Below are 18,611 nucleotides of genomic sequence, written 5' to 3'. Positions count from 1 at the left end.
CGCCCAGATAGCAGGCGCAGCGGAGTGGCCGGGGGGACGACGACCGGCCAATGGTAAAATCCTGTTTTTTCCCGCCTCCTCCCAGCCTTATCATGACAACTCCTTACTCCACCCTGTCGGCCCTGTCCCCGCTGGACGGCCGTTATGCTTCGAAAACCGACAAGCTGCGTCCGATCCTGTCCGAGTCCGGCTTCATGCACCACCGCGTGAAGGTCGAAATCGCGTGGCTGCAAGCGCTGTCCCTGGCTGGTTTCGCCGAAATCAAGCCATTCTCCGCTGCCGGCACCGCCCTGCTGGACAAGCTGGCTGCCGAGTTCAGCGAAGCCGATGCCGCCCGCATCAAGGAAATCGAAGCCGTCACCAACCATGACGTAAAGGCTGTGGAGTACTGGCTGAAGGAAAAAGTGAAAGACGTGCCTGAGCTGGTGGCCGCCTCCGAGTTCATCCACTTTGCCTGCACTTCGGAAGACATCAACAACACCTCGCACGGCATGATGCTGAAGGCAGCGCGCGACGGCGTGATGGTGCCGGCCCTGAACGGCCTGGTGGCCCGCCTGAAAGAAATCGCCCACGCCAACGCCGAGCTGCCGATGCTGAGCCGCACCCACGGCCAGACCGCCAGCCCGACCACCCTGGGCAAGGAATTCGCCAACGTGATCGCCCGCCTGCAGCGCGCCATCGAGCGTATCGCCAAGGTGGAAATCCTGGGCAAGATGAATGGCGCCGTAGGCAACTACAACGCCCACCTGTCGGCTTACCCATCGTTCGACTGGCCAGCATTTTCCAAAAACGTGATCGAGCAGCGCCTGGGCCTGGTGTTCAACCCGTACACCATCCAGATCGAACCGCACGACTACATGGCCGAGCTGTTCGACGCGTTCGCCCGCGCCAACACCATCCTGCTCGACCTGAACCGCGATATCTGGACCTATGTGTCGCTGGGCTACTTCAAGCAGAAGCTGAAGGCCGGCGAAATCGGCTCTTCGACCATGCCGCACAAGGTCAACCCGATCGACTTCGAAAACTCGGAAGGCAACCTGGGCCTGGCCAATGCCGTGCTGAAGCACCTGTCTGAAAAACTGCCTGTGTCGCGCATGCAACGCGACCTGACCGATTCGACCGTGCTGCGCAATATTGGCGTCGGTCTCGGCTACACCCTGCTGGCATACGATTCGTGCCTGCGCGGCCTGAACAAGCTGGAAGTCAATCCTGCCCGCCTGGCAGCGGACCTGGACGCGTCGTGGGAAGTGCTGGCGGAGCCGGTGCAGACGGTGATGCGCCGTTATGGCATCGAGAACCCGTACGAGCAACTGAAGGAACTGACCCGCGGCAAGGGTATTACCAAGGAAGCGCTGCGCGAGTTCATCACCAATCTGGCGATTCCGCAAGAAGCCAAGGAGCAATTGCTGGCCATGACGCCAGGTAATTACATCGGTATTGCTGCTGCGCTGGCGAAAGCCATCTAAACCGGTAAACCAGGGCCTGACCCGCAGGGTCAGACCCTGAATGATTTCGCGGCCGCGGCCGAATTACCGGTTTTAAGCAAGCTGTAAGCAAGTTAAGTTACCCTCTGGTATATTAGTTCTAACACGTACTATCTACCAAGGGTCACAATGGAACGCTACTCACGAACCGCAATTGCGCTGCACTGGCTGATCGCCGTGCTGATCGTAGCCGCGTTCATCCTCGGCCTGGTGATGACCGACATCCCCGGCCTGACCCCGACCAAGCTCAAATACTATTCCTGGCACAAATGGATGGGCATCACCGTGCTCGCCCTGGCCGCCTGCCGCCTGCTGTGGCGCCTGAATCAAAAGCCGCCTGCGCTGCCGGTCTCCATGACCCAGGGCCAGAAAAAAGCCGCCGAAGCTGGCCACTGGTTCCTCTACTTCCTGATGTTCGCCGTGCCGATTTCCGGCTACCTGTACACCACCGCCGCCGGCGTGCCAGTGGTCTACTTCGGCATGTTCAAGATTCCGTCCCTGTTTGAAGCCAGCCCGGCCCTCAAGGAAATCCTGAAACCGGTACATTACTGGCTGAACATGCTGCTCGCCGCCGTTGTCATCGGCCACGTTGCGGCAGCGCTGAAACACCAATTCATCGACAAGGACGGCCTGCTCAAGCGCATGCTGCCATAACCTGGAGCCACACCCATGAAGAAAAGCGTATTACTGGCCGCCCTGCTGGCCGTGGCGGCTGCAGCCAGCGCCGCCGTGCTGAAAGCCGATCCTGCCAAGAGCAGCGTATCGGCCGTGTTCAAGCAAATGAACGTGCCGATCGAATCGAAGTTCAAGAAGCACAATATTGTCATCGACTACAACGCTGCCGCGCCCGACACATCCAAGGCTACGGTCGAAATCGAGACCGCCAGCCTGGACCTGGGCGAAGCCGAAATGAATGCGGAAGTAGCCAAGAAAGACTGGTTCAACTCCGCCCAGTTCCCGAAAGCCACCTTCGTCTCCTCCGCAATCAAGAGCGCCGGCCCGGGCAAGCTGAATGTCAGCGGCAAGCTGACCATCAAAGGCAAGGCCGCCGATGTGACCTTCCCGATTACCGTCAAAGCCGACGGCGGCAAGCAAGTATTCGATGGCGCACTGCCGATCAAGCGCCTGGCCTTCAACGTCGGTGAAGGCGAATGGAAGGACACCGGCATGGTTGCTGACGAAGTGACCATCAAGTTCCACGTAGTAGCTCAATAAACCCCTGGAGACACAATGAAACTGAAGTTCCTGACCGCCGCCTTGCTGGCCGTATCGGCTGTTGCCGCCAACGCCGCGACTTATAAAATCGACCCGACCCATACCTACCCGAGCTTCGAAGCCGACCATATGGGCTTGTCGGTCTGGCGCGGCAAGTTCGACAAGACCAGCGGCACCATCCAGATGGACCTCGCGGCCAAGACCGGCAGTATGGACATCACCATTGACGCGGCCTCGATCGATTTCGGCATGGACAAGATGAACTCGCACGCCAAGTCGCCGGAAATGTTCAACGTCGAGAAATTCCCGGACGTGACCTACAAGGGCAAGCACTTCAAATTCGAAGGCGACAAGCTGGTGGCCGTGGAAGGCGAACTGACCATGCTGGGCGTGACCAAGCCGGTCACCCTGAAAGTCAACAAGTTCAAGTGCATCATGCACCCACGCTACAAGCGCGAAGTCTGCGGCGCCGACGCGACGGCTGAATTCAAGCGCACCGATTTCGGCCTGAACTACGCCACCCCGGCCTTCGCTCCCGAAGTGAAGCTGGCGATCCAGGTCGAAGCCATCAAAGACGAGTAAAAATGTCCACCTCGGGGTCAGGAACAGAAGTGGAAATTTCCGCGAGGAATGTCCACATTCGTTCCTGACCCCATGGTGCACATTTTTTACGGCAATTCTCGCTCGTAAGCGGCACGCACCGCATCCCTGGCATGTTCCCATGCCATGCGCGATTTACCCTTCACTGATTCCCAATCACGTTCCAGCTGGTCTTTCAGCTCTTCCCACGTGCCGCGATAGCGCTGGCGCGCGGTGTAGCCGAGCATATAGGCCGGCTCGTAATCGTCGTAATCGAAGGTGGGATCGAAGTAGGCCTCGTTGCGGTAGTGGTCCTGCCAGTAAACCCGTTCTTCGCTCGGGTTGAGCAAGGTTCCGATGCCCTGCCCGGCCATGCCGCCGGCCAGGGCGCCAATCGCGCCACCCGCCGCCATGCCGATCGGGCCGGCCGCTGCGCCAGCCGCAATGCCTGCAGCGGCGCCGCCGCCGGCACCGACACCGGTGGCCAGGTTATGGTCATCTTCATCGTCCTCCAGTTGCGGGTTGACGATTTCCGCCGTGCCCTTGCCGACAAAGGCGCCAGCCACGCCGCCAATCACGGCGCCGGCAACCATGCCCGGCAGCCCGGCCGGTGAACCGGCAGCAGCGCCGGCCAGCGCACCGCCCGTTGTCCCGACGCCGACGCCGACCACGTGCTCGCCTTCGCTCTCTTTCCACGCGCTTTCAATATCGGCCGCATCGACCGAATCACGGGTCTGCACACCCATCAGGATGCCGCCGGAGCGGATTCCTTCCTCATAGTGCGTGAGGCGCTCCTCCGGGATGCCGGCGCCGATCAGGGCGCCCATCAGCCCCCCGGCTACGCCGCCAGCGCCGGCACCGGCCAGCGCGGCCGCCAGCGGGCCGGCAACCACGATGCCAAGTCCCGGCAGTACCAGGGTGGTGCCCACTGCCGCCACGGCAGCGAGGGCGGCGCCAATCGCGCCGCCAACGCTGGCGCCAATGCCGGCACCTTCCCCTGCTTTCGAACCCAGTTCCGTCTCCGCCTGGCCATTGAAATAGCGCTGGCGGGTATCGTCGCTCATGACGACGTTGATATCGTCCTTGCCATAACCGCGGGAAGTGGCGTGCTGCCAGGCACGTTCGGCACTGTTGCGATCACGAAACAGGCCGGTCACCATACGGGATTGCTTGTCTGCAGTCTTCATGGGAATTCCCCCTTTTTGCATGAGTCCAGCACACGATAGGCCGCGGCGTCCTGCAAATCTGTACGTTCGCGCACGGAATATCCGCCCGCGCGTGTCCTACACTGGAACCATCAACAATAAAGGGGGTGATATGAACTTCATTATCTGGATTGTGATTGGCGGCATCCTGGGCTGGCTGGCCAGCCTGGTCATGAAAACGGACGCGCAACAGGGCATGTTCCTCAACGTGGTGGTGGGTATTGTCGGCGCGCTCCTGGGCGGCTGGCTGCTGTCGCCGCTATTCGGGGCAGGCACCATCAATACGGACGATTTCAGTGTGCTGTCGCTGGCGGTATCGTTCCTCGGGGCGGTAATCCTGCTGGCGATTGTGAACCTGGTCTTCCGCGGACGCGTCAGGTAGCACAAAAAGGTTCCTCACAGGCCAGCGCCGCGGCGCTGGCTTTTTTTTTCGCCGCGACCGACCCTCTCTCCGTGCGGAAAGTCCAACGCAGCACCAACTACCTGCACTTGCGCCAAGCGCAGTTTATGCTGCAAAGCAACAATCCCATCCGCGCCCGAATTTTCTTCAGCTTTACGCCCTATTTTTGGTGTTGACGCCAGGCGTCGCCGTGCCGATACTCTAGGGCGCCTGCGGCCCAGCCCCGCAGGCCACCAATACAACCCATTCAAGACCATGAAAAAATCTCTCCTCGCGCTCGCCGTCCTGAGCACCACCTCCGCCGCCTTCGCAGACGAAGGCATGTGGATGCCGCAGCAGCTGCCACAAGTAGCCAAGCAACTGAAGGCCGCCGGCCTGAAGCTGGACCCAGCCTCGCTGACCAAGTTGACCGAGTTCCCGATGAATGCCATCGTGAGCCTGGGCGGCTGCTCCGCATCCTTCGTGTCGCCGCAAGGCCTGGTCGTGACCAACCACCACTGCGTGTACAACAGCGTGGCGGTCAACTCCACCAAGGAACGCGACCTGCTGGCCAACGGCTTCGTGGCGCACAGCTTCGATGAAGAACTGCCGGCGTCCCCGGGCAGCCGCGTGTTCGTGACCAAGGAAGTGCTGAACGTCACCGACAAGATCATCACGCCGGAAGTCGCCAAGCTGCAGGGCAAGGCGCGCGTGGACGCGATCGAGAAGAACCAGAAAGCCCTGGTCGCAGAATGCGAAAAAGACGAAGGCCACCGCTGCACCGTGTCTTCCTTCTACGGCGGCCTGGAGTTCTACCAGATCAAGCAACTGGAGATCCGCGACGTACGCCTGGTGCACGCACCGGCAGCCGGCGTCGGCAAATTCGGCGGCGACACCGACAACTGGATGTGGCCGCGCCATACCGGCGACTACGGCTTCTACCGCGCGTACGTAAGCAAGGACGGCAAGGCTGCCGACTACTCCAAGGACAACGTACCGTACCAGCCTAAGTCCTTCCTGAAGCTGGCCAAGGAAGGCGTGAAGGAAGGCGACTTCGTGATGGTACTGGGCTACCCGGGCCGCACCAATCGCCATCGCCTGCCATCCGAAGTGTCGACCACCTTCGGCTGGGAATACCCTGCCTTCATCCAGAACTCGAACGAGACCCTGGCAATCATCGACCGCGAAACCAAAGGCGACCGCGATGCGGCCCTGAAGGTAGCCGGCCAGGTAGCAAACATCAACAACTACTACAAGAACCGCAAGGGCATGTTGAACAGCTTCGAAGGCAGCGACATCCTCGAGCGCAAGACCAAAGAGCATGAAGCGCTGAAGGCATGGGTCAACGCCGATGCCAAGCGCAAGGCAGCCTTCGGCGCCGACCTGGAAAACGTCGAGAAGCTGATGGCGCAGCGTACCGCTGAAGCCAAGCGCGATTACTTCCTCGACAAGTCTGCGCCAACGCTGCTGAACGCAGCGCGCCTCATGTACCGCCTGGCCAACGAAAACGCCAAGCCCAACGCCGACCGCAAAGCCGGCTTCCAGGAACGGGATGCCAAGCGTATCAAGGCTTCCATCGAAGGCGTGAACAAGACTTACTCCGCCAAGGTGAACAAGGCCATCGTGCTGAACAACATGAAGCACTATGCCGCGCAGCCGGCGTCCGAGCACAACGCAGTGTTTGACGCCGCGATGGGCATCCAGGCCGGCATGAGCGAAGCCGAACTGTCCGCAGCACTGGACAAGCTGTACGCCGGCTCCAGGCTGGAAGACGCAGCCTTCCGCACCGAATGGCTGGGCAAGTCGGTCGCCGACTTCAAGGCCAGCGACGACGCCTTCATCAAGGTTGCCGTAGCGCTGTACGACGACGCCATGAAGCGTGAAGCGGAAGAGGAAGAACTGGGTGGCAAGATCCAGCAAGCCTACGGCAACTACATGAAGGCCAAGATCGCCTACATGAACTCCAAAGGCCAGGCTGTATACCCGGATGCCAACAGCACCCTGCGCGTCACCTTCGGCAAGATCGCCGGCCGCGACACCGGCGCCGACGGTACCAGCGGCTGGTCCGCCTTCACCACCGTGGCCGGCGTGAAAGCCAAGGCCACCGGCGAAGGCGAGTTCAATGCGCCGCAAGCGCAGCTCGACGCGATCAACAAGAAGGAATTCGGCAAGTACCTCGATCCGAAGCTGAAGTCCGTGCCGGTGAATTTCCTGGCCACGCTGGACATCACCGGCGGCAACTCCGGTTCCGCAGCGCTGAACTCGAAAGCCGAGCTGGTAGGCCTGGCCTTCGACGGCACGCTCGATTCGATCATCTCGGACTGGGACTTCAACAAAGCCAAGACCCGCGACATCCAGGTCGACCTGCGTTACATGCTGTGGAACATGAAGTACATCGACAAGGCCGACAACCTGCTGAAGGAAATGAAGGCCGAATAAGCCATACGGCCCAGCCCGTGTCACACCAGGGGGTCACACCCCAAGTGTGACACGAGCACAAGCATTCCGCGGCTGAGCCCGTGTCACCATTGGGGTGTGACCCCAAGGTGTGACACGGGCTCAGCCGTTTGTGAGCTTGAGGCCGGCGATGCTGGCGATGATGGCGGCGATCAGCAGCAGCCGCAGCGGCGTGGCGCTTTCGCCGTATGCCACGATGCCTACCAGGGCGGCGCCCGCCGCTCCGATTCCCGTAAAGACTGCAAATGCCGTGCCCACTGGCAGCTGGCGCAAGGCCATTGTCAGCAGCACGATCGCGCCATTGGCGCAGGCCAAACCTGCCAGGCTGGGCCAGAGCCGCGTCCAGCCTTCGGCGTGCTTGAGCGCGACGGCCATGGCGATGTCCACCAGTGCCGCGGCCAGCAACAGGCCCCAGGCGGCGATCATGGCTTTGCCGCCGCCAGGCCGCGCTGCACGGCCGGACGCGCCGCGATGCGTTCCACCCAATCCGCCACCGCCGGAAAATCGGCCGGCGTGACACCCAGCTCATGGTGCGAGCGTATCCACGGGAAGCTGGCAATATCCGCAATCGTGTATTCGTCGCCGGCCAGGTAGGCCTTGTCGCGCAGGCGCTCTTCCAACACGCCCAGCAGGCGCAGGGTTTCGCGGCCGTAGCGCTCCAGCGCCTGCTCGTTGCGCGGGCTGCCCTTGGCCACGCCATGGCGGAAGAACCACAACTGCCCCAGCATCGGTCCGATATGGGCTGCCTGCAGGAACAGCCATTGCAGCGCCACGCTGCGCTCCACGCCGGAAGCCGGCAGCAGCTTGCCTGCCCTGTCGGCCAGGTGGATCAGGATCGCGCCGGATTCGAAGATCGGCGTGGTGTCATCGACCAGAAGGGGAATCTTGTGGTTCGGGCTCATGACGCTGAACGGCGCCTGGTGCTGTTCGCCGGCCGACAGGTTCAGGTGGTGCACCTGGTGCGGCAGGCCGAGTTCTTCCAGCGCGATGGTGATCTTCTGCCCGTTGGGGGTATCTGCGGTGTACAGGATAAGCATGGTCGGCTCCTTTCGATAGTTGATGGAGTCCAGTGTATGCCCCGCAAAAACGCATTAGAATTCCCTAAAACAGCAGAACGGTTAAGCAAATATGCAGAAACTCGACTGGGAAGACTTGCGCTACTTTGCCGCCGTGGCGCGCGGCGGCTCGATCTCGGCGGCGGCGCGCGAGCTGGGCGTCAACCACTCCACCGTGCTGCGCCGGCTCGACAGCCTGGAGCAGTCGCTCGGCGTGCGCCTGTTCGAGCGGCTGCAGTCCGGCTACGTGATGACCGGCGCCGGCGAAACGCTGCGCGGCCGCCTCGGCTGCATCGAGGAGGAAATCGGCAGCGCCCAGCGCGAAGTGGGCGGCCTGGATGAAGAACTGCGCGGCAGCATCCGCCTGACTACGACCGACACGCTGGCGCATGGCCTGCTGATGCCTTACCTGCACCGCTTCCAGGAAGCCCATCCTGCGGTGCAGCTGCAGCTGGTCGTCAACAACAGCTTCCTCAACCTCACCCAGCGCGAAGCCGACATGGCGCTGCGCCCGTCGAACACGCCGCCGGCCAACCTGGTCGGGCGCAAGGTGGGGGCGCTGGCGACGGCGCTGTACGCCTCCCACGCCTACCTGCGCCGGGCCGACCGTGAAGGCATCGCGCGCGACGACTGGGCGGCGCACCGCTGGGTGGTGCCGGACGATAGCCTGTCCCACCTGGCCGCCGCGCAATGGCTGGCCGCACATGTGCCGCCCTCGCAAGTTGCCGTGCGCACCGACAGCCTGGTGACCATGGTCGACGCCGCGCGCAACGGCATGGGCGTGGCGCCCCTGCTTTGCATGCTGGCCGACCGCGAGCGCACACTGGAACAGCTGGCGCCGCCCGATCCGCGCTTCCATACCCAACTCTGGGTGCTGAGCCACCGCGACCTGCGCAACGTGGCGCGCATCAAGGCCCTGAGCCAGTTCCTGTACGACGAGCTGCGACAGGACGCACATGTTTTCCCCGCTTGATGTACATTGTCAGTTTTACAAGGAGTCACACCCATGACCAAGAAAATCGCCCTCATCGTCGGCAGCCTGCGCAAGGATTCGCTGAACCGCAAATTCGCCAACGCGCTGGTGGAAGTGGCGCCAGCCGAACTGCAATTCGAATTCGTCGACATCGGCGACCTGCCGCTGTACAACCAGGACCTGGACGACGCGCATACCCCGCCTGCGGCATGGACCGCCTTCCGCGACAAGCTGCGCAACGTGGACGGCATCGTGTTCGCCACGCCGGAATACAACCGCGCCATGCCGGGCGCGCTGAAGAACGCGATCGACGTCGGCTCGCGCCCATGGGGACACAGCATCTGGAACGCCAAACCGGTGGGCGTGATCTCCGCTTCCATCGGCGCGGTGGGCGGCTTCGCCGGCAACCATAACGTGCGCCAGACCATGGTGACCCTGAACGCGCCGGTCATGCCAGGCCCCGAGGTCTACATCGGCAACGGCAGCGCGCTGGTCGGCGAAGACGGCAAGGTCAATAACGACAAGACCAGGGAAGTGCTGGCCGGCTGGGCTGCCGCCTACGCGAAATGGGTCGAGGCGAACGGCCGCAAGGCGTAATTTGGTAAAATCGCTGACCTCCCCCACTGCAGAAACCTGAGATCCAGACCATGCAAGAATTGCTCACGCCTTACGAAAAAGGCAACAAGAACCAGACTACCCTCTGGACCGAGTGCATCGCCTTCTACGAAGAACTGGCACGCCGCTTCCCGAATATCCTGAAATTTGAACAGGCAGCCGTATCGGACGGCGGCATCCCCCTGCATGTGGGCGTGGTCAGCGCCGACGGCGTTTTCGACCGCGAAACGATCAAACGCGAAGGCCGTACGGTCTTCTTCAACAATAACGGCATCCACCCTGGCGAGCCGGAAGGCATCGACTCCTGCATGGCGACGGTGCGCGACCTGTGCTTCAAGCCGGAGCTGCTGGCCAGCCTGGGCAAGACCGTGCTGCTGTTCGTCCCGGTCTACAACGTGGACGGCTGCCTGAACCGGCAAAATACCTCGCGCGCCAACCAGGACGGGCCGGAGCTGTTCGGCTTCCGCGGCAACAGCCGCCACCTGGACCTGAACCGCGACTTCGTCAAATGCGACACGCTGAACGCGAAGTTCTTCAACCAGCTGATTACCGCCTGGGATCCGGACGTGATGGTCGACACCCACACCTCCAACGGCGCCGACTACAGCTACACCATGACCCTGATCCATACCCAGTGCGACAAGCTGGGAGGCGAACTGGGCGAATTCCTGCGCGACACCATGCTGCCGCAGATTTACGCAGACATGGCCGCCGCCGGCTGGCCGACCTGCCCGTACGTGAATCCTGTGGTGGAAACGCCGGACGACGGCATCGCCGACTTCCTGGAGACCGCACGCTTCTCGACCGGCTTCACCGCACTGCATAACATCATCGGCTTCATGCCGGAGACGCATATGCTGAAGCCTTACGCCGACCGCTACGAGTCGATGCGCGCCCTGGTCGACACCGTGCGCAACTTCACCGTCAAGCATGGCGAGCAGATCAAAGCCATGCGCGCCGCCACCAAGGCTGCGCAGCGCAAGCAGAAGGAATGGGCCGTCACCTGGCGCATGGATGAAGAGAATCCAGGCACCTTCCATTTCAAAGGCTATGAGGCGCAGCGCAGCCCGTCGCGGCTGGGCGACTACATCCGCCTGTCCTACGACCGCAGCAAGCCATGGGCGCGCGACATCAAGTGGTTCAACCGTTTCCCTGCCGACGCCGTGGTCAAGGCGCCGAAAGCCTATGTCGTCCCGCAGCAATGGCGCGAGGCAATCGAGCGCCTGCAATGGAACGGCGTGCAGATGACCCGCATCGAAGCGCCAACCACCGTGCAAGCCCAGTACTACCACATCAACAGCGTGACCTCGCGCCCGAACGCCTACGAAGGCCATATGTTCCACGACGAAGTGGAAGTCGAGAAACGCGAAGCCGCGTTCGAGCTGAGCGCCGGCGACTGGTACATTTCGCTGGACCAGGACAACGCGCGCTACGCCGTCGAAACGCTGGAACCGCAAGGCCACGATTCCTTCTTCCGCTGGGGCTTCTTCAACTCCGTATTGGAGCGCAAGGAGAACATCTCCGACTACGTGTTCGAAGACCTGGCTGCCGACATCCTGGCCGCCGAACCGGAAACCAAGGCCAGGTTCGAGAGCTGGAAAGCCGCCAACCCGGCGCTGGTGAAGGACAAGGACGCAGTGCTGCACTTCATCTTCCACAACTGCCAGCGACAGCGCGAGCCGGAATGGCGCCGCTACCCTGTCCTGTCGATTGTGTAAGAGGGCCATGCACTACGCACTAGACCCCCGCACATTCTTCTACAGCCATTACTTCCACCTGGGCCTGCGCTTCGGCGCCGGCCTGGTGGGCGTTATTGCGCTGGCCATGTGGCTGACCGACATCCATATCGCGATGTCGATCGGCATCGGCGCGCTGTGCACCGCGCTGATGGACATGCCGAGCCCACTGCGCCACAAGTTCAATGAGATGATGGCATCGGTGCTGCTATGCACCGCCGTTACGCTGCTGATCAGCCTTTGCGGGCCGTATTACTGGCTGCTGATGCCGATGCTGGTGGCAGTGAGCTTCTTTGCCAGCATGATGGTCGTGTATGGCAAGAAGTCGATGCCGCTGCAATTGGCGACGCTGTTCATCATGACCATGTCGACCGAGCATGTACTGACGCCAGCGCAGTCGTTCGCGCATGCCGGCCTGTTCATGTTCGGCGCCTTGGCCTACCTGGCATATGCGATGGGCGTCGCCTACGTGCTGCGCCACCGGATCAAGCAGCAGGTACTGGCGGAAGCGCTGTTCGAGCTGGCGGCCTATATCGACATAAAAGCCGACTTCTACGACACGCGCTACAACCTCACCGAGCAATTCAACAAGCTGGTACGACACCAGGCCTTGCTGGCCGACCGCCAGCAGGCTTCGCGCGACCTGATCCTGCGCGCGCACAACAACCGCAAGGACGCGGTGGTGGTGCAGATCCACGTTTGCATGCTGGACCTGTACGAGCAGGTGCTCGCTACCCACACCGACTATGCGGCGCTGCGCACCCATTTGCTCGACTCGCCCGCACTGCGCACGCTGCACGACCTGGCGTACAAGGCTGCGCGCGATATCGAATCGGTGGCTTACGCCGTGACCCGCAAGCGCGCCTCCTATCCGGAAGTCGACTACACGCCGGAACTGATGGCCCTTGAACAGCAGATCGCCGGCCTGCAGGACGACCTCGACGCCGGCAAGCCGCGCCGCGAAGCCGTCACCGTGCTGCGCGCCCAGCGCAACAAGATCACCGCCATCATCCGCATGATCGGCGAACTGCACGTGTCGAGCCAGAAGGTGTATGAAGACACGCCGTTCTGGCGCGATATGGACATGCAGCCTTTCCTGTCGCAGCAGAAGTACGAGCTGCAGCTGATGGTGTCGCACTTCCGCATGGATTCGCCGGTGTTCCGCTTCGCCTTGCGCGTGTCGATGGCGATTGCCGCAGGACTGGCGATCGGCGCCATGCTGCCCTACAAGGCGCACAGCTACTGGATCGTGCTCACTATCGTGATCATCCTGAAGCCCAGCTTCAGCATGACCAAGCAGCGCCGTTCCGACCGCATTGTCGGCACCATCATCGGCTGCATCATCACGGCTGTCGTGCTGAAGTTCATGGACCATCCGGCGGCTATCCTGGCGGTGCTGGTACTGTCCTCCATCGCCACGCCGACCTTCATCTACCTGCGCTATCGCTACGCCGCGATCGCAGTGTCGGTGATGATCCTGCTGTGGATGTACCTGGTGGCGCCGAGCAGCAACCTGATTTCCGAACGCCTGGTGGATACCTTCGTCGGCGCCGCGATTGCGACCGCCTTCAGCTTCGTGCTGGCGAACTGGGAGTATCAATCGCTGCCGCACCTGGTCAAGCTGGTGCTGTCGGTGAACCTGAGCTATATGGAAGCCAGCTTCGACCTGCTGCAAGGGAAGTATCGCAATGACTTCATCTACCGCATCCAGCGCAAGCGGCTGATGGAAACCCTGGCTGCGCTCAGCGCCGCGCTGGTGCGCATGCTGGACGAACCGGAAAGCAAGCAGCGCGCGGCCGAGGACATCAACCTGTTCATCGTGCAGAACTATTTGCTGGTGGCGCACGTGGCAGCCCTGCGCGCGATCCTGCGCCGCCACGTACGCGATATCCCGAGCGATGCGGTGAACGCGATGCTTGACACCAGCCACGCCACCGTCTGCCGTACGCTGACGGTGGCCCTGTCGCGCCATACCGGCGCAAGCCCGCCAGCTGCGCCGCTGCGCCGCGAGCCCGAGGCTGAACCGGAAGTCGCCTGGTCCGGCTGGCCGCTGGTGCAGCGTCGCATCCGCCTGCTTCAGGCAGATGCGGATAAAATCATCGTTCATAGTGAGGCGATTGTTCGCAACGTTACAAACGGTGATTGAGGAGAGGGATGTCGCACTGCCAAAGATGCGGCGCATGCTGCGCCAGTTTCAGGGTGTCCTTCTACTGGGGTGAAGCCGTCCCCGCACATCTGACAGTCCCCATCACGCCCCACCGCGCCGCCATGCGCGGCACGGAAGCGAAACCCGTGCGCTGCATCGCGCTTTCCGGCGAGGTGGGCGATGAGGTCGGCTGCAGCATCTACGCCGAGCGCTCCTCCACCTGCCGCGAATTCATCGAATACACCCCTGAATGCAACCAAGCCCGCGCCATGCACGGGCTTCCGCCCATCTGAGCGCTAGCGTATTGCTTCGCCAAGGGTCGGCGCGCTTTGCCATTAACGTACAACTTGCAGCTGGCGCCGGGCATCGCTGCAACCCCTCCAGCTGTCACACTGGCGAGACGTACAGCTTGCCGCCTTTTACGTCGAACACAACCCGATGGCTGCGGAAGAATGGCGCGCCAAGGACGCCGTCAAACGGGGCGCCATCAAGCTTGATGCGGTGGATCCTCATACTCAGATTCAGCGCCCCGCTCATGTCGCGCAGCTCGCATGCCTGGTTGGTGTCGCACGCCGCACCAAAGCGGATGACGTTTACCTGGGCGCCAGTGTCCAGCACGAATTTGAGCTGCTTCCCTTCCACCTGCAGTGTTACCACTGGCCCCTCGTTGCCGTACTTGAGATCCAGGGCACGCCACTTCGGCTGCCGCAGTTCGATAACCCCGCTCGCATCAAGGATCGACAGGGTGCGCTGCTTGTAGTCGAACATCAGCGGAAAATTCGCAAAGGCTTCCAGACCGATGGCGCCGCCTGCGCGCGCCTTGGTCAATTCGGCTTCGGGGCCTTCGGGGGCGCCGCCCCACTGCATGTGGACCTGGCCTTGCACCGGCGCGAGCATGGTGGAACCGATGACGACCTTCCCCGCGATAACGCGCGGTGTTTCGTAGGCGTTGCCTTGCAAGTCCTTGAACTTCTTTTTCTCCTCGAGCACCTGGACCGACCCGGACTTCGTGATGGTCTCCGCAGGAACGGAAATGCCCAGGCGGCCGCCGGAGTCAAACATCATGCGCGACGACGTTGCGCCGACCGAAACGTTGAGGAACGGGATCCCGTTAATGAATTCGAGCGGCACGGCGTCCGCTGCCGAAGCGGCATGCTGGCTGATCACGGCTGCGAGGAGGATGCTTGAGAGAATACGCATTGGTTTTTATTCGGTTTGTACTGCAAGGATAATCAATCAGCGAGGTAGCGCCCGAACCATTCGATGGTACGCTTGCGCAGGTCCTGCTGGTGCTCCGGTTCGCCGATGCCGTGACCTTCGCCTTCGTAAATCACCAGCGAGGTGGGCACGCCCATGGCCTTCAGGCCGTGCCAGAATTCCATCGACTGCGCCGGCGGACATTCGACGTCGCGCTCGCCGACATACACCAGCGTCGGCGTGCGCGCCGCCTTGATCGATTCGATCGGCGACAGCTGGCGGTAGATCGCGGGATCGTCGTAGGCGGAGGCGCCGAAGAATGGAATCATCCATTGGTCGATGCCGTTCTGGCCGTAGTACGAAATCCAGTTGGCGATGCCGGCGCCGGCAACGGCAGCCTTGAAGCGCTGCGAGTGCGTCACGCCCCACATGGTCATGAAGCCGCCGTAGGAGTGGCCCATGAGCCCCAGGCGACTGGTGTCGACCGGCGACGCAGCAGCCGCCGCGTCGACACCGGCCAGGATGTCACGCAGGTCGCCGCCGCCGAAATCGCGGCGGTTGGCCATGGCGAAATCCTGGCCTTGGCCGAAGCTGCCGCGCGGATTAGGCAGGAATACGAAATAGCCCTTCTCCACCAGTTCGCGCACCAGCGGATTGCCCTGCTCACCCGGCGAAATATAGCGCGGCGCTGCGGCGGCAGCGGGACCGCCATGCACCTGCACGATCATCGGGTATTTCTTGCCCGGCACAGTGCTGCGCGGGCCGATCAGCCAGCCCTGCACACTGAAGCCGTCGCTCTTCCAGCTGATGTTCTGCACCGCGACTTGCTGCGCCAGGTGGGCGTTGTCGTCGGTGATGGCACGCATGGCGCCAACCGGGCCGGCCACGATGGCGGGAGCGTGCTCGAAGTCTTCCTGCAACGCCGCGGCCTTGCTGCCGTCTGCGCTGAACGATATGCGCCCATCGCCGGCGCCGGTCGACACGGCGGCGGAACGCAGCAAGGTGCTATGACCCTGCAGGTCGAGCGAGAGCACGGTCGACTTGTCGCCCATCAGGGCATTGCCCAGCAAGCCTTCGCCGCGCCAGGCCAGCGTGTTGAAAGTGCCTTTGAAGCCCGGCGTCAGGTTGACCGGTTCACCGCCCGCCAGCGGCACGGTATAGACGTCGCCGCCGACCGAACCGAAGTCGCTCATCAAGCCGCCGATGAAAGCTACGGTGCGGCCATCGGGCGAGACGCGCGGCATATTCAGTTGCGTGGCAGGACTGGCCACGATGCGCAGCGCGCCGCTGGCGGCATCGATGTGGGACAGCTTGGCCACCCACCAGTTATTGTCGCCATTGCCTTTGGCGCTGGTAGCGATGAAGCCTTTGCCATCCGGCGTCCAGTCGTATTCGTAGATGAAGGTGTCGGCAGGCGACAGCAGCTTGAGCGTGCCGCCAGCGGCCGGAATTGTTGCGATGCGCTGCGCATCTTCCTCTGCGCCGATCTCCCCCACCAGGCGCGCGCCGGCCGCGGTGGCGCCGGTCTCCTTCTTCGCGCCGACAGTGGCCAGCAGCGCCAGCGTGCGGCCATCCGGCGACCAGCGCGCGGTGCTGGCGACGCCCTGCACGGTGGCCATGGCGCGCGCCTTGCCGCTGCTGGCAATGTACAACCACGCCGAAGCGGCACGCTTGTCGCTGGCGACAAAGGCCAGCGCCTTGCCGTCCGGCGACCAGGACGGCTTGTCATAGCTGCAGGAGGAACAGGGATCGAATTCGGCGGCAACGGCGCCAGTCGAGGCATCGCGCACTACCACGGTGGGGTGCGGGCGCTTGCCGTTGCCGGTGTCGATGGATTCCAGCGACACCACACGCTCGCCGGCTGGGGAGATGGCGACCGAACGGTAGTCGCGGATGGCGGAGCCGGGAGACCGCGCCTGGGCAACCGCCCCAGAGATTATGGCCGTAGCCAGGAATGCTGTGTGGGCGATTGCTTTGACCTGCATTGTTTATACCTTGTTAAGCCTGGAGTTGCGGATCCCGTAGATGAAGTAGGTCAGCACCGCTACCACCATCCAGATAGTGAAAATCATCTTGGTGGCGTGCGACAGGTTGATCATCAGGTAGCCGCAGGCAATGATGCTCAGGCCAGGCACGAAGTACGGACCGAAAGGCACGCGGAAGCCGCCCTTGGTGTAAGTGCCCGCAGCGCGTTCCTGCGAGCGCAGTACCGGCACCGCAATCGATACCACGATGAACGCAGTCAGGGTCCCCATCGATACCATGTCCCACAGGAAGGTGGAATCGACCAGGCCAGCGACAATGCCGACCACCACGCTGACGATCAGGGTGTTGGCAACTGGCGAATGGGATTTCGGGTTCACGCTCTGGAAGGTCTTCGGCACCAGGCCGTCCTTGGCGATTGCATACAGGATGCGGGTCTGGCCGTAGATCGTCACCAAGGTCACGGAGAACACCGAGATCACCGCACCAGCCGACAGCACCAGTGCAGGCCATGCCTTGCCGGTCACGTTTTGCAGGATCACGGACAGGCCGGCTGCCTGGCCCTCGAACAGATGCGCAGGCTGGGCGCCCATCGCCGCCATCGCAACCAGCATGTAGAACACGGTCACCAGCAGCAAGGCGGCGATGATGCCGATCGGGACATTGCGCTTGGGGTTGCGCACTTCCTCACCGGCGGTGGCAATGGTGTCCAGGCCGATAAAGGAGAAAAACACCGTCCCCGCAGCGGCGGCAATGCCGCTCGCACCCGGCAGCCATTCGCCCGGCGTCTGCTTGATGAACGGCGTGAAGTTGGCGGTGTCGAAACCGGTGAAGGCGACGGCGCAGAAGAAGATCAGGATCGCCAGCTTGATCATCACCATCACCGCATTGGCGGTAGCCGACTCCTTGGCGCCGCGCACCAGCAGGAAGCAGCACAGCGCCACCAGGATCATCGGCGGCAGGTTGAAGTGATCCATATGCCACACCGTGCCGTTCGGCGTCGATACGATCATCGGCGAGCGCAGGCTTTCCGGGATCTGCCAGTGGAAAGCGTTGACCAGGAAGTTGTTCAGGTAGTCCGACCAGCCGATCGCTGTCGCACTGGCCGCCAGCCCGTATTCGAGCAGCAGGCAGAAGGCAACAATGAACGCCATGAACTCGCCCAGCGTGCGGTAGGCGAAGGAATAGGCGGAACCGGCTGCCGGCACGCGGAAGGACAGCTCGGCGTAGCACAGCGCGGTGAGGCCGGCGGTCAGCGCCGCCAGCAGGAAGGACAGCACCACCGAGGGGCCGGCTTTCGGCACCGCTTCGACCATGGTGAAGAAGATACCGGTGCCGATCGTGGCGCCAACGCCGATCATCGTCAGCGAAAACAGCCCGATGGAGCGGCTAAGGCCCTCCCCGTGCAGGCTCGTGCCGGCATCCGACTCCACCTGGGCCGGCTTGGTACGGGTCAGCTTCTGGACCAGCGATTGATTCACAGGCATATCCTTCAGGACAAAAAAACCCCACGATTATAAGACCTCGCAGTTGCTGTTCCTAAAGGATTTTGATGCCGGAATTGCAACCGTGGCGGGCGCCCCACGG

Annotated in this window: 17 protein-coding genes; 11 read left to right on the top strand and 6 right to left on the bottom strand. The window is 62.4% G+C overall.

The features are described from left to right. Positions 1-50 precede the first annotated feature (50 nt). The 4 genes from purB (at position 51) to ASE26_RS27280 (ending at position 3,281) form a co-directional block, all read left to right on the top strand. On the top strand, positions 51-1,466 hold the full coding sequence (gene purB, locus ASE26_RS27295; RefSeq protein ID WP_373922093.1) for an adenylosuccinate lyase: 1,416 nt from the start codon (positions 51-53) through the stop codon (positions 1,464-1,466). A gap of 147 nt (positions 1,467-1,613) precedes the next feature. Continuing rightward, the gene (locus ASE26_RS27290) at positions 1,614-2,138 is read left to right on the top strand and encodes a cytochrome b (RefSeq protein ID WP_055934285.1); all 525 of its coding nucleotides are present in this window, start codon (positions 1,614-1,616) and stop codon (positions 2,136-2,138) included. A 15-nt stretch (positions 2,139-2,153) separates the two neighbouring features. Continuing rightward, complete coding sequence (locus ASE26_RS27285; RefSeq protein WP_055934288.1) at positions 2,154-2,699, top strand: YceI family protein; 546 nt, start codon at positions 2,154-2,156, stop codon at positions 2,697-2,699. A 15-nt stretch (positions 2,700-2,714) separates the two neighbouring features. Beyond that, on the top strand, positions 2,715-3,281 hold the full coding sequence (locus ASE26_RS27280; protein WP_055934291.1) for a YceI family protein: 567 nt from the start codon (positions 2,715-2,717) through the stop codon (positions 3,279-3,281). Positions 3,282-3,367: 86 nt separating this feature from the next. Here ASE26_RS27280 and ASE26_RS27275 read toward each other — a convergent pair whose 3' ends face one another. Continuing rightward, the gene (locus tag ASE26_RS27275; protein WP_055934294.1) at positions 3,368-4,465 is read right to left on the bottom strand and encodes a hypothetical protein; all 1,098 of its coding nucleotides are present in this window, start codon (positions 4,463-4,465) and stop codon (positions 3,368-3,370) included. Between the two features lie 130 nt (positions 4,466-4,595). Here ASE26_RS27275 and ASE26_RS27270 point away from each other — a divergent pair, with 130 nt between their 5' ends. Then, the gene (locus tag ASE26_RS27270) at positions 4,596-4,865 is read left to right on the top strand and encodes a GlsB/YeaQ/YmgE family stress response membrane protein (protein WP_055934298.1); all 270 of its coding nucleotides are present in this window, start codon (positions 4,596-4,598) and stop codon (positions 4,863-4,865) included. Between the two features lie 273 nt (positions 4,866-5,138). Then, positions 5,139-7,301, top strand: a complete 2,163-nt coding sequence (locus ASE26_RS27265) for a S46 family peptidase (RefSeq protein WP_057247307.1) — start codon at positions 5,139-5,141, stop codon at positions 7,299-7,301. Positions 7,302-7,421: 120 nt separating this feature from the next. Here ASE26_RS27265 and ASE26_RS27260 read toward each other — a convergent pair whose 3' ends face one another. Beyond that, entirely contained in the window at positions 7,422-7,745 is a 324-nt protein-coding gene (locus ASE26_RS27260; RefSeq protein WP_055934305.1) for a multidrug efflux SMR transporter, read from the bottom strand. Next, the gene (locus ASE26_RS27255; protein WP_057247306.1) at positions 7,742-8,356 is read right to left on the bottom strand and encodes a glutathione S-transferase family protein; all 615 of its coding nucleotides are present in this window, start codon (positions 8,354-8,356) and stop codon (positions 7,742-7,744) included. Before ASE26_RS27255 ends, ASE26_RS27260 begins: the two co-directional genes overlap by 4 nt. Positions 8,357-8,447: 91 nt before the next feature. On the opposite strand from ASE26_RS27255, the gene ASE26_RS27250 reads away from it, so the two are divergent. Genes ASE26_RS27250 through ASE26_RS27230 form a run of 5 tightly spaced genes read left to right on the top strand, consistent with a single transcriptional unit; the run spans position 8,448 to position 14,137 of the window. Continuing rightward, complete coding sequence (locus ASE26_RS27250) at positions 8,448-9,347, top strand: LysR family transcriptional regulator (protein WP_055934309.1); 900 nt, start codon at positions 8,448-8,450, stop codon at positions 9,345-9,347. 33 nt (positions 9,348-9,380) lie between these two features. Then, the gene (locus tag ASE26_RS27245) at positions 9,381-9,944 is read left to right on the top strand and encodes an NADPH-dependent FMN reductase (protein WP_055934312.1); all 564 of its coding nucleotides are present in this window, start codon (positions 9,381-9,383) and stop codon (positions 9,942-9,944) included. Between the two features lie 50 nt (positions 9,945-9,994). Beyond that, positions 9,995-11,680, top strand: coding sequence for a M14 family zinc carboxypeptidase (locus ASE26_RS27240; RefSeq protein WP_055934314.1), 1,686 nt, complete (start codon positions 9,995-9,997; stop codon positions 11,678-11,680). A 7-nt stretch (positions 11,681-11,687) separates the two neighbouring features. Then, positions 11,688-13,844 (top strand): FUSC family membrane protein, encoded by a 2,157-nt coding sequence (locus ASE26_RS27235; protein ID WP_055934317.1) that lies wholly within the window; start codon positions 11,688-11,690, stop codon positions 13,842-13,844. Positions 13,845-13,852: 8 nt separating this feature from the next. Continuing rightward, positions 13,853-14,137 carry a YkgJ family cysteine cluster protein gene (locus ASE26_RS27230; RefSeq protein WP_055934320.1) on the top strand — a complete coding sequence of 95 codons (285 nt, stop codon included), beginning with the start codon at positions 13,853-13,855 and terminating at the stop codon, positions 14,135-14,137. Positions 14,138-14,231: 94 nt separating this feature from the next. On the opposite strand, the gene ASE26_RS27225 is transcribed toward ASE26_RS27230, so the two are convergent. From ASE26_RS27225 to ASE26_RS27215, 3 genes are read right to left on the bottom strand one after another with little or no spacing between them, the layout of a single operon-like run. Next, positions 14,232-15,044, bottom strand: a complete 813-nt coding sequence (locus ASE26_RS27225) for a hypothetical protein (protein ID WP_156410021.1) — start codon at positions 15,042-15,044, stop codon at positions 14,232-14,234. Between the two features lie 32 nt (positions 15,045-15,076). Then, positions 15,077-17,026: a S9 family peptidase gene (locus ASE26_RS27220; RefSeq protein WP_057247304.1), complete on the bottom strand. Its 1,950-nt coding sequence runs from the start codon at positions 17,024-17,026 to the stop codon at positions 15,077-15,079. 3 nt (positions 17,027-17,029) lie between these two features. Continuing rightward, a complete protein-coding gene (locus tag ASE26_RS27215) occupies positions 17,030-18,505 on the bottom strand; it encodes an APC family permease (RefSeq protein WP_082507465.1) in 1,476 nt (491 codons plus the stop codon). Between the last annotated feature and the right edge of the window lie 106 nt (positions 18,506-18,611).

The organism is Duganella sp. Root198D2 (assembly GCF_001428585.1).
In the GTDB taxonomy this organism is placed as follows: Bacteria; Pseudomonadota; Gammaproteobacteria; order Burkholderiales; family Burkholderiaceae_D; genus Rugamonas.
The sequence above is the reverse complement of the archived record's forward strand: the minus strand, read 5'-3'. Positions and strand labels throughout refer to the sequence as shown.

Bases quoted from the DNA above. Each gene is read 5' to 3' on its own strand.
- ASE26_RS27280 (WP_055934291.1), top strand. From the start codon at position 2,715: ATGAAACTGAAGTTCCTGACCGCCGCCTTGCTGGCCGTATCGGCTGTT.
- ASE26_RS27230 (WP_055934320.1), top strand. From the start codon at position 13,853: ATGTCGCACTGCCAAAGATGCGGCGCATGCTGCGCCAGTTTCAGGGTG.
- ASE26_RS27260 (WP_055934305.1), bottom strand. From the start codon at position 7,745: ATGATCGCCGCCTGGGGCCTGTTGCTGGCCGCGGCACTGGTGGACATC.
- ASE26_RS27250 (WP_055934309.1), top strand. From the start codon at position 8,448: ATGCAGAAACTCGACTGGGAAGACTTGCGCTACTTTGCCGCCGTGGCG.
- ASE26_RS27240 (WP_055934314.1), top strand. From the start codon at position 9,995: ATGCAAGAATTGCTCACGCCTTACGAAAAAGGCAACAAGAACCAGACT.
- ASE26_RS27270 (WP_055934298.1), top strand. From the start codon at position 4,596: ATGAACTTCATTATCTGGATTGTGATTGGCGGCATCCTGGGCTGGCTG.
- ASE26_RS27265 (WP_057247307.1), top strand. From the start codon at position 5,139: ATGAAAAAATCTCTCCTCGCGCTCGCCGTCCTGAGCACCACCTCCGCC.
- ASE26_RS27245 (WP_055934312.1), top strand. From the start codon at position 9,381: ATGACCAAGAAAATCGCCCTCATCGTCGGCAGCCTGCGCAAGGATTCG.
- ASE26_RS27220 (WP_057247304.1), bottom strand. From the start codon at position 17,026: ATGCAGGTCAAAGCAATCGCCCACACAGCATTCCTGGCTACGGCCATA.
- ASE26_RS27235 (WP_055934317.1), top strand. From the start codon at position 11,688: ATGCACTACGCACTAGACCCCCGCACATTCTTCTACAGCCATTACTTC.
- ASE26_RS27275 (WP_055934294.1), bottom strand. From the start codon at position 4,465: ATGAAGACTGCAGACAAGCAATCCCGTATGGTGACCGGCCTGTTTCGT.
- ASE26_RS27255 (WP_057247306.1), bottom strand. From the start codon at position 8,356: ATGCTTATCCTGTACACCGCAGATACCCCCAACGGGCAGAAGATCACC.
- ASE26_RS27290 (WP_055934285.1), top strand. From the start codon at position 1,614: ATGGAACGCTACTCACGAACCGCAATTGCGCTGCACTGGCTGATCGCC.
- purB (WP_373922093.1), top strand. From the start codon at position 51: ATGGTAAAATCCTGTTTTTTCCCGCCTCCTCCCAGCCTTATCATGACA.
- ASE26_RS27225 (WP_156410021.1), bottom strand. From the start codon at position 15,044: ATGCGTATTCTCTCAAGCATCCTCCTCGCAGCCGTGATCAGCCAGCAT.
- ASE26_RS27285 (WP_055934288.1), top strand. From the start codon at position 2,154: ATGAAGAAAAGCGTATTACTGGCCGCCCTGCTGGCCGTGGCGGCTGCA.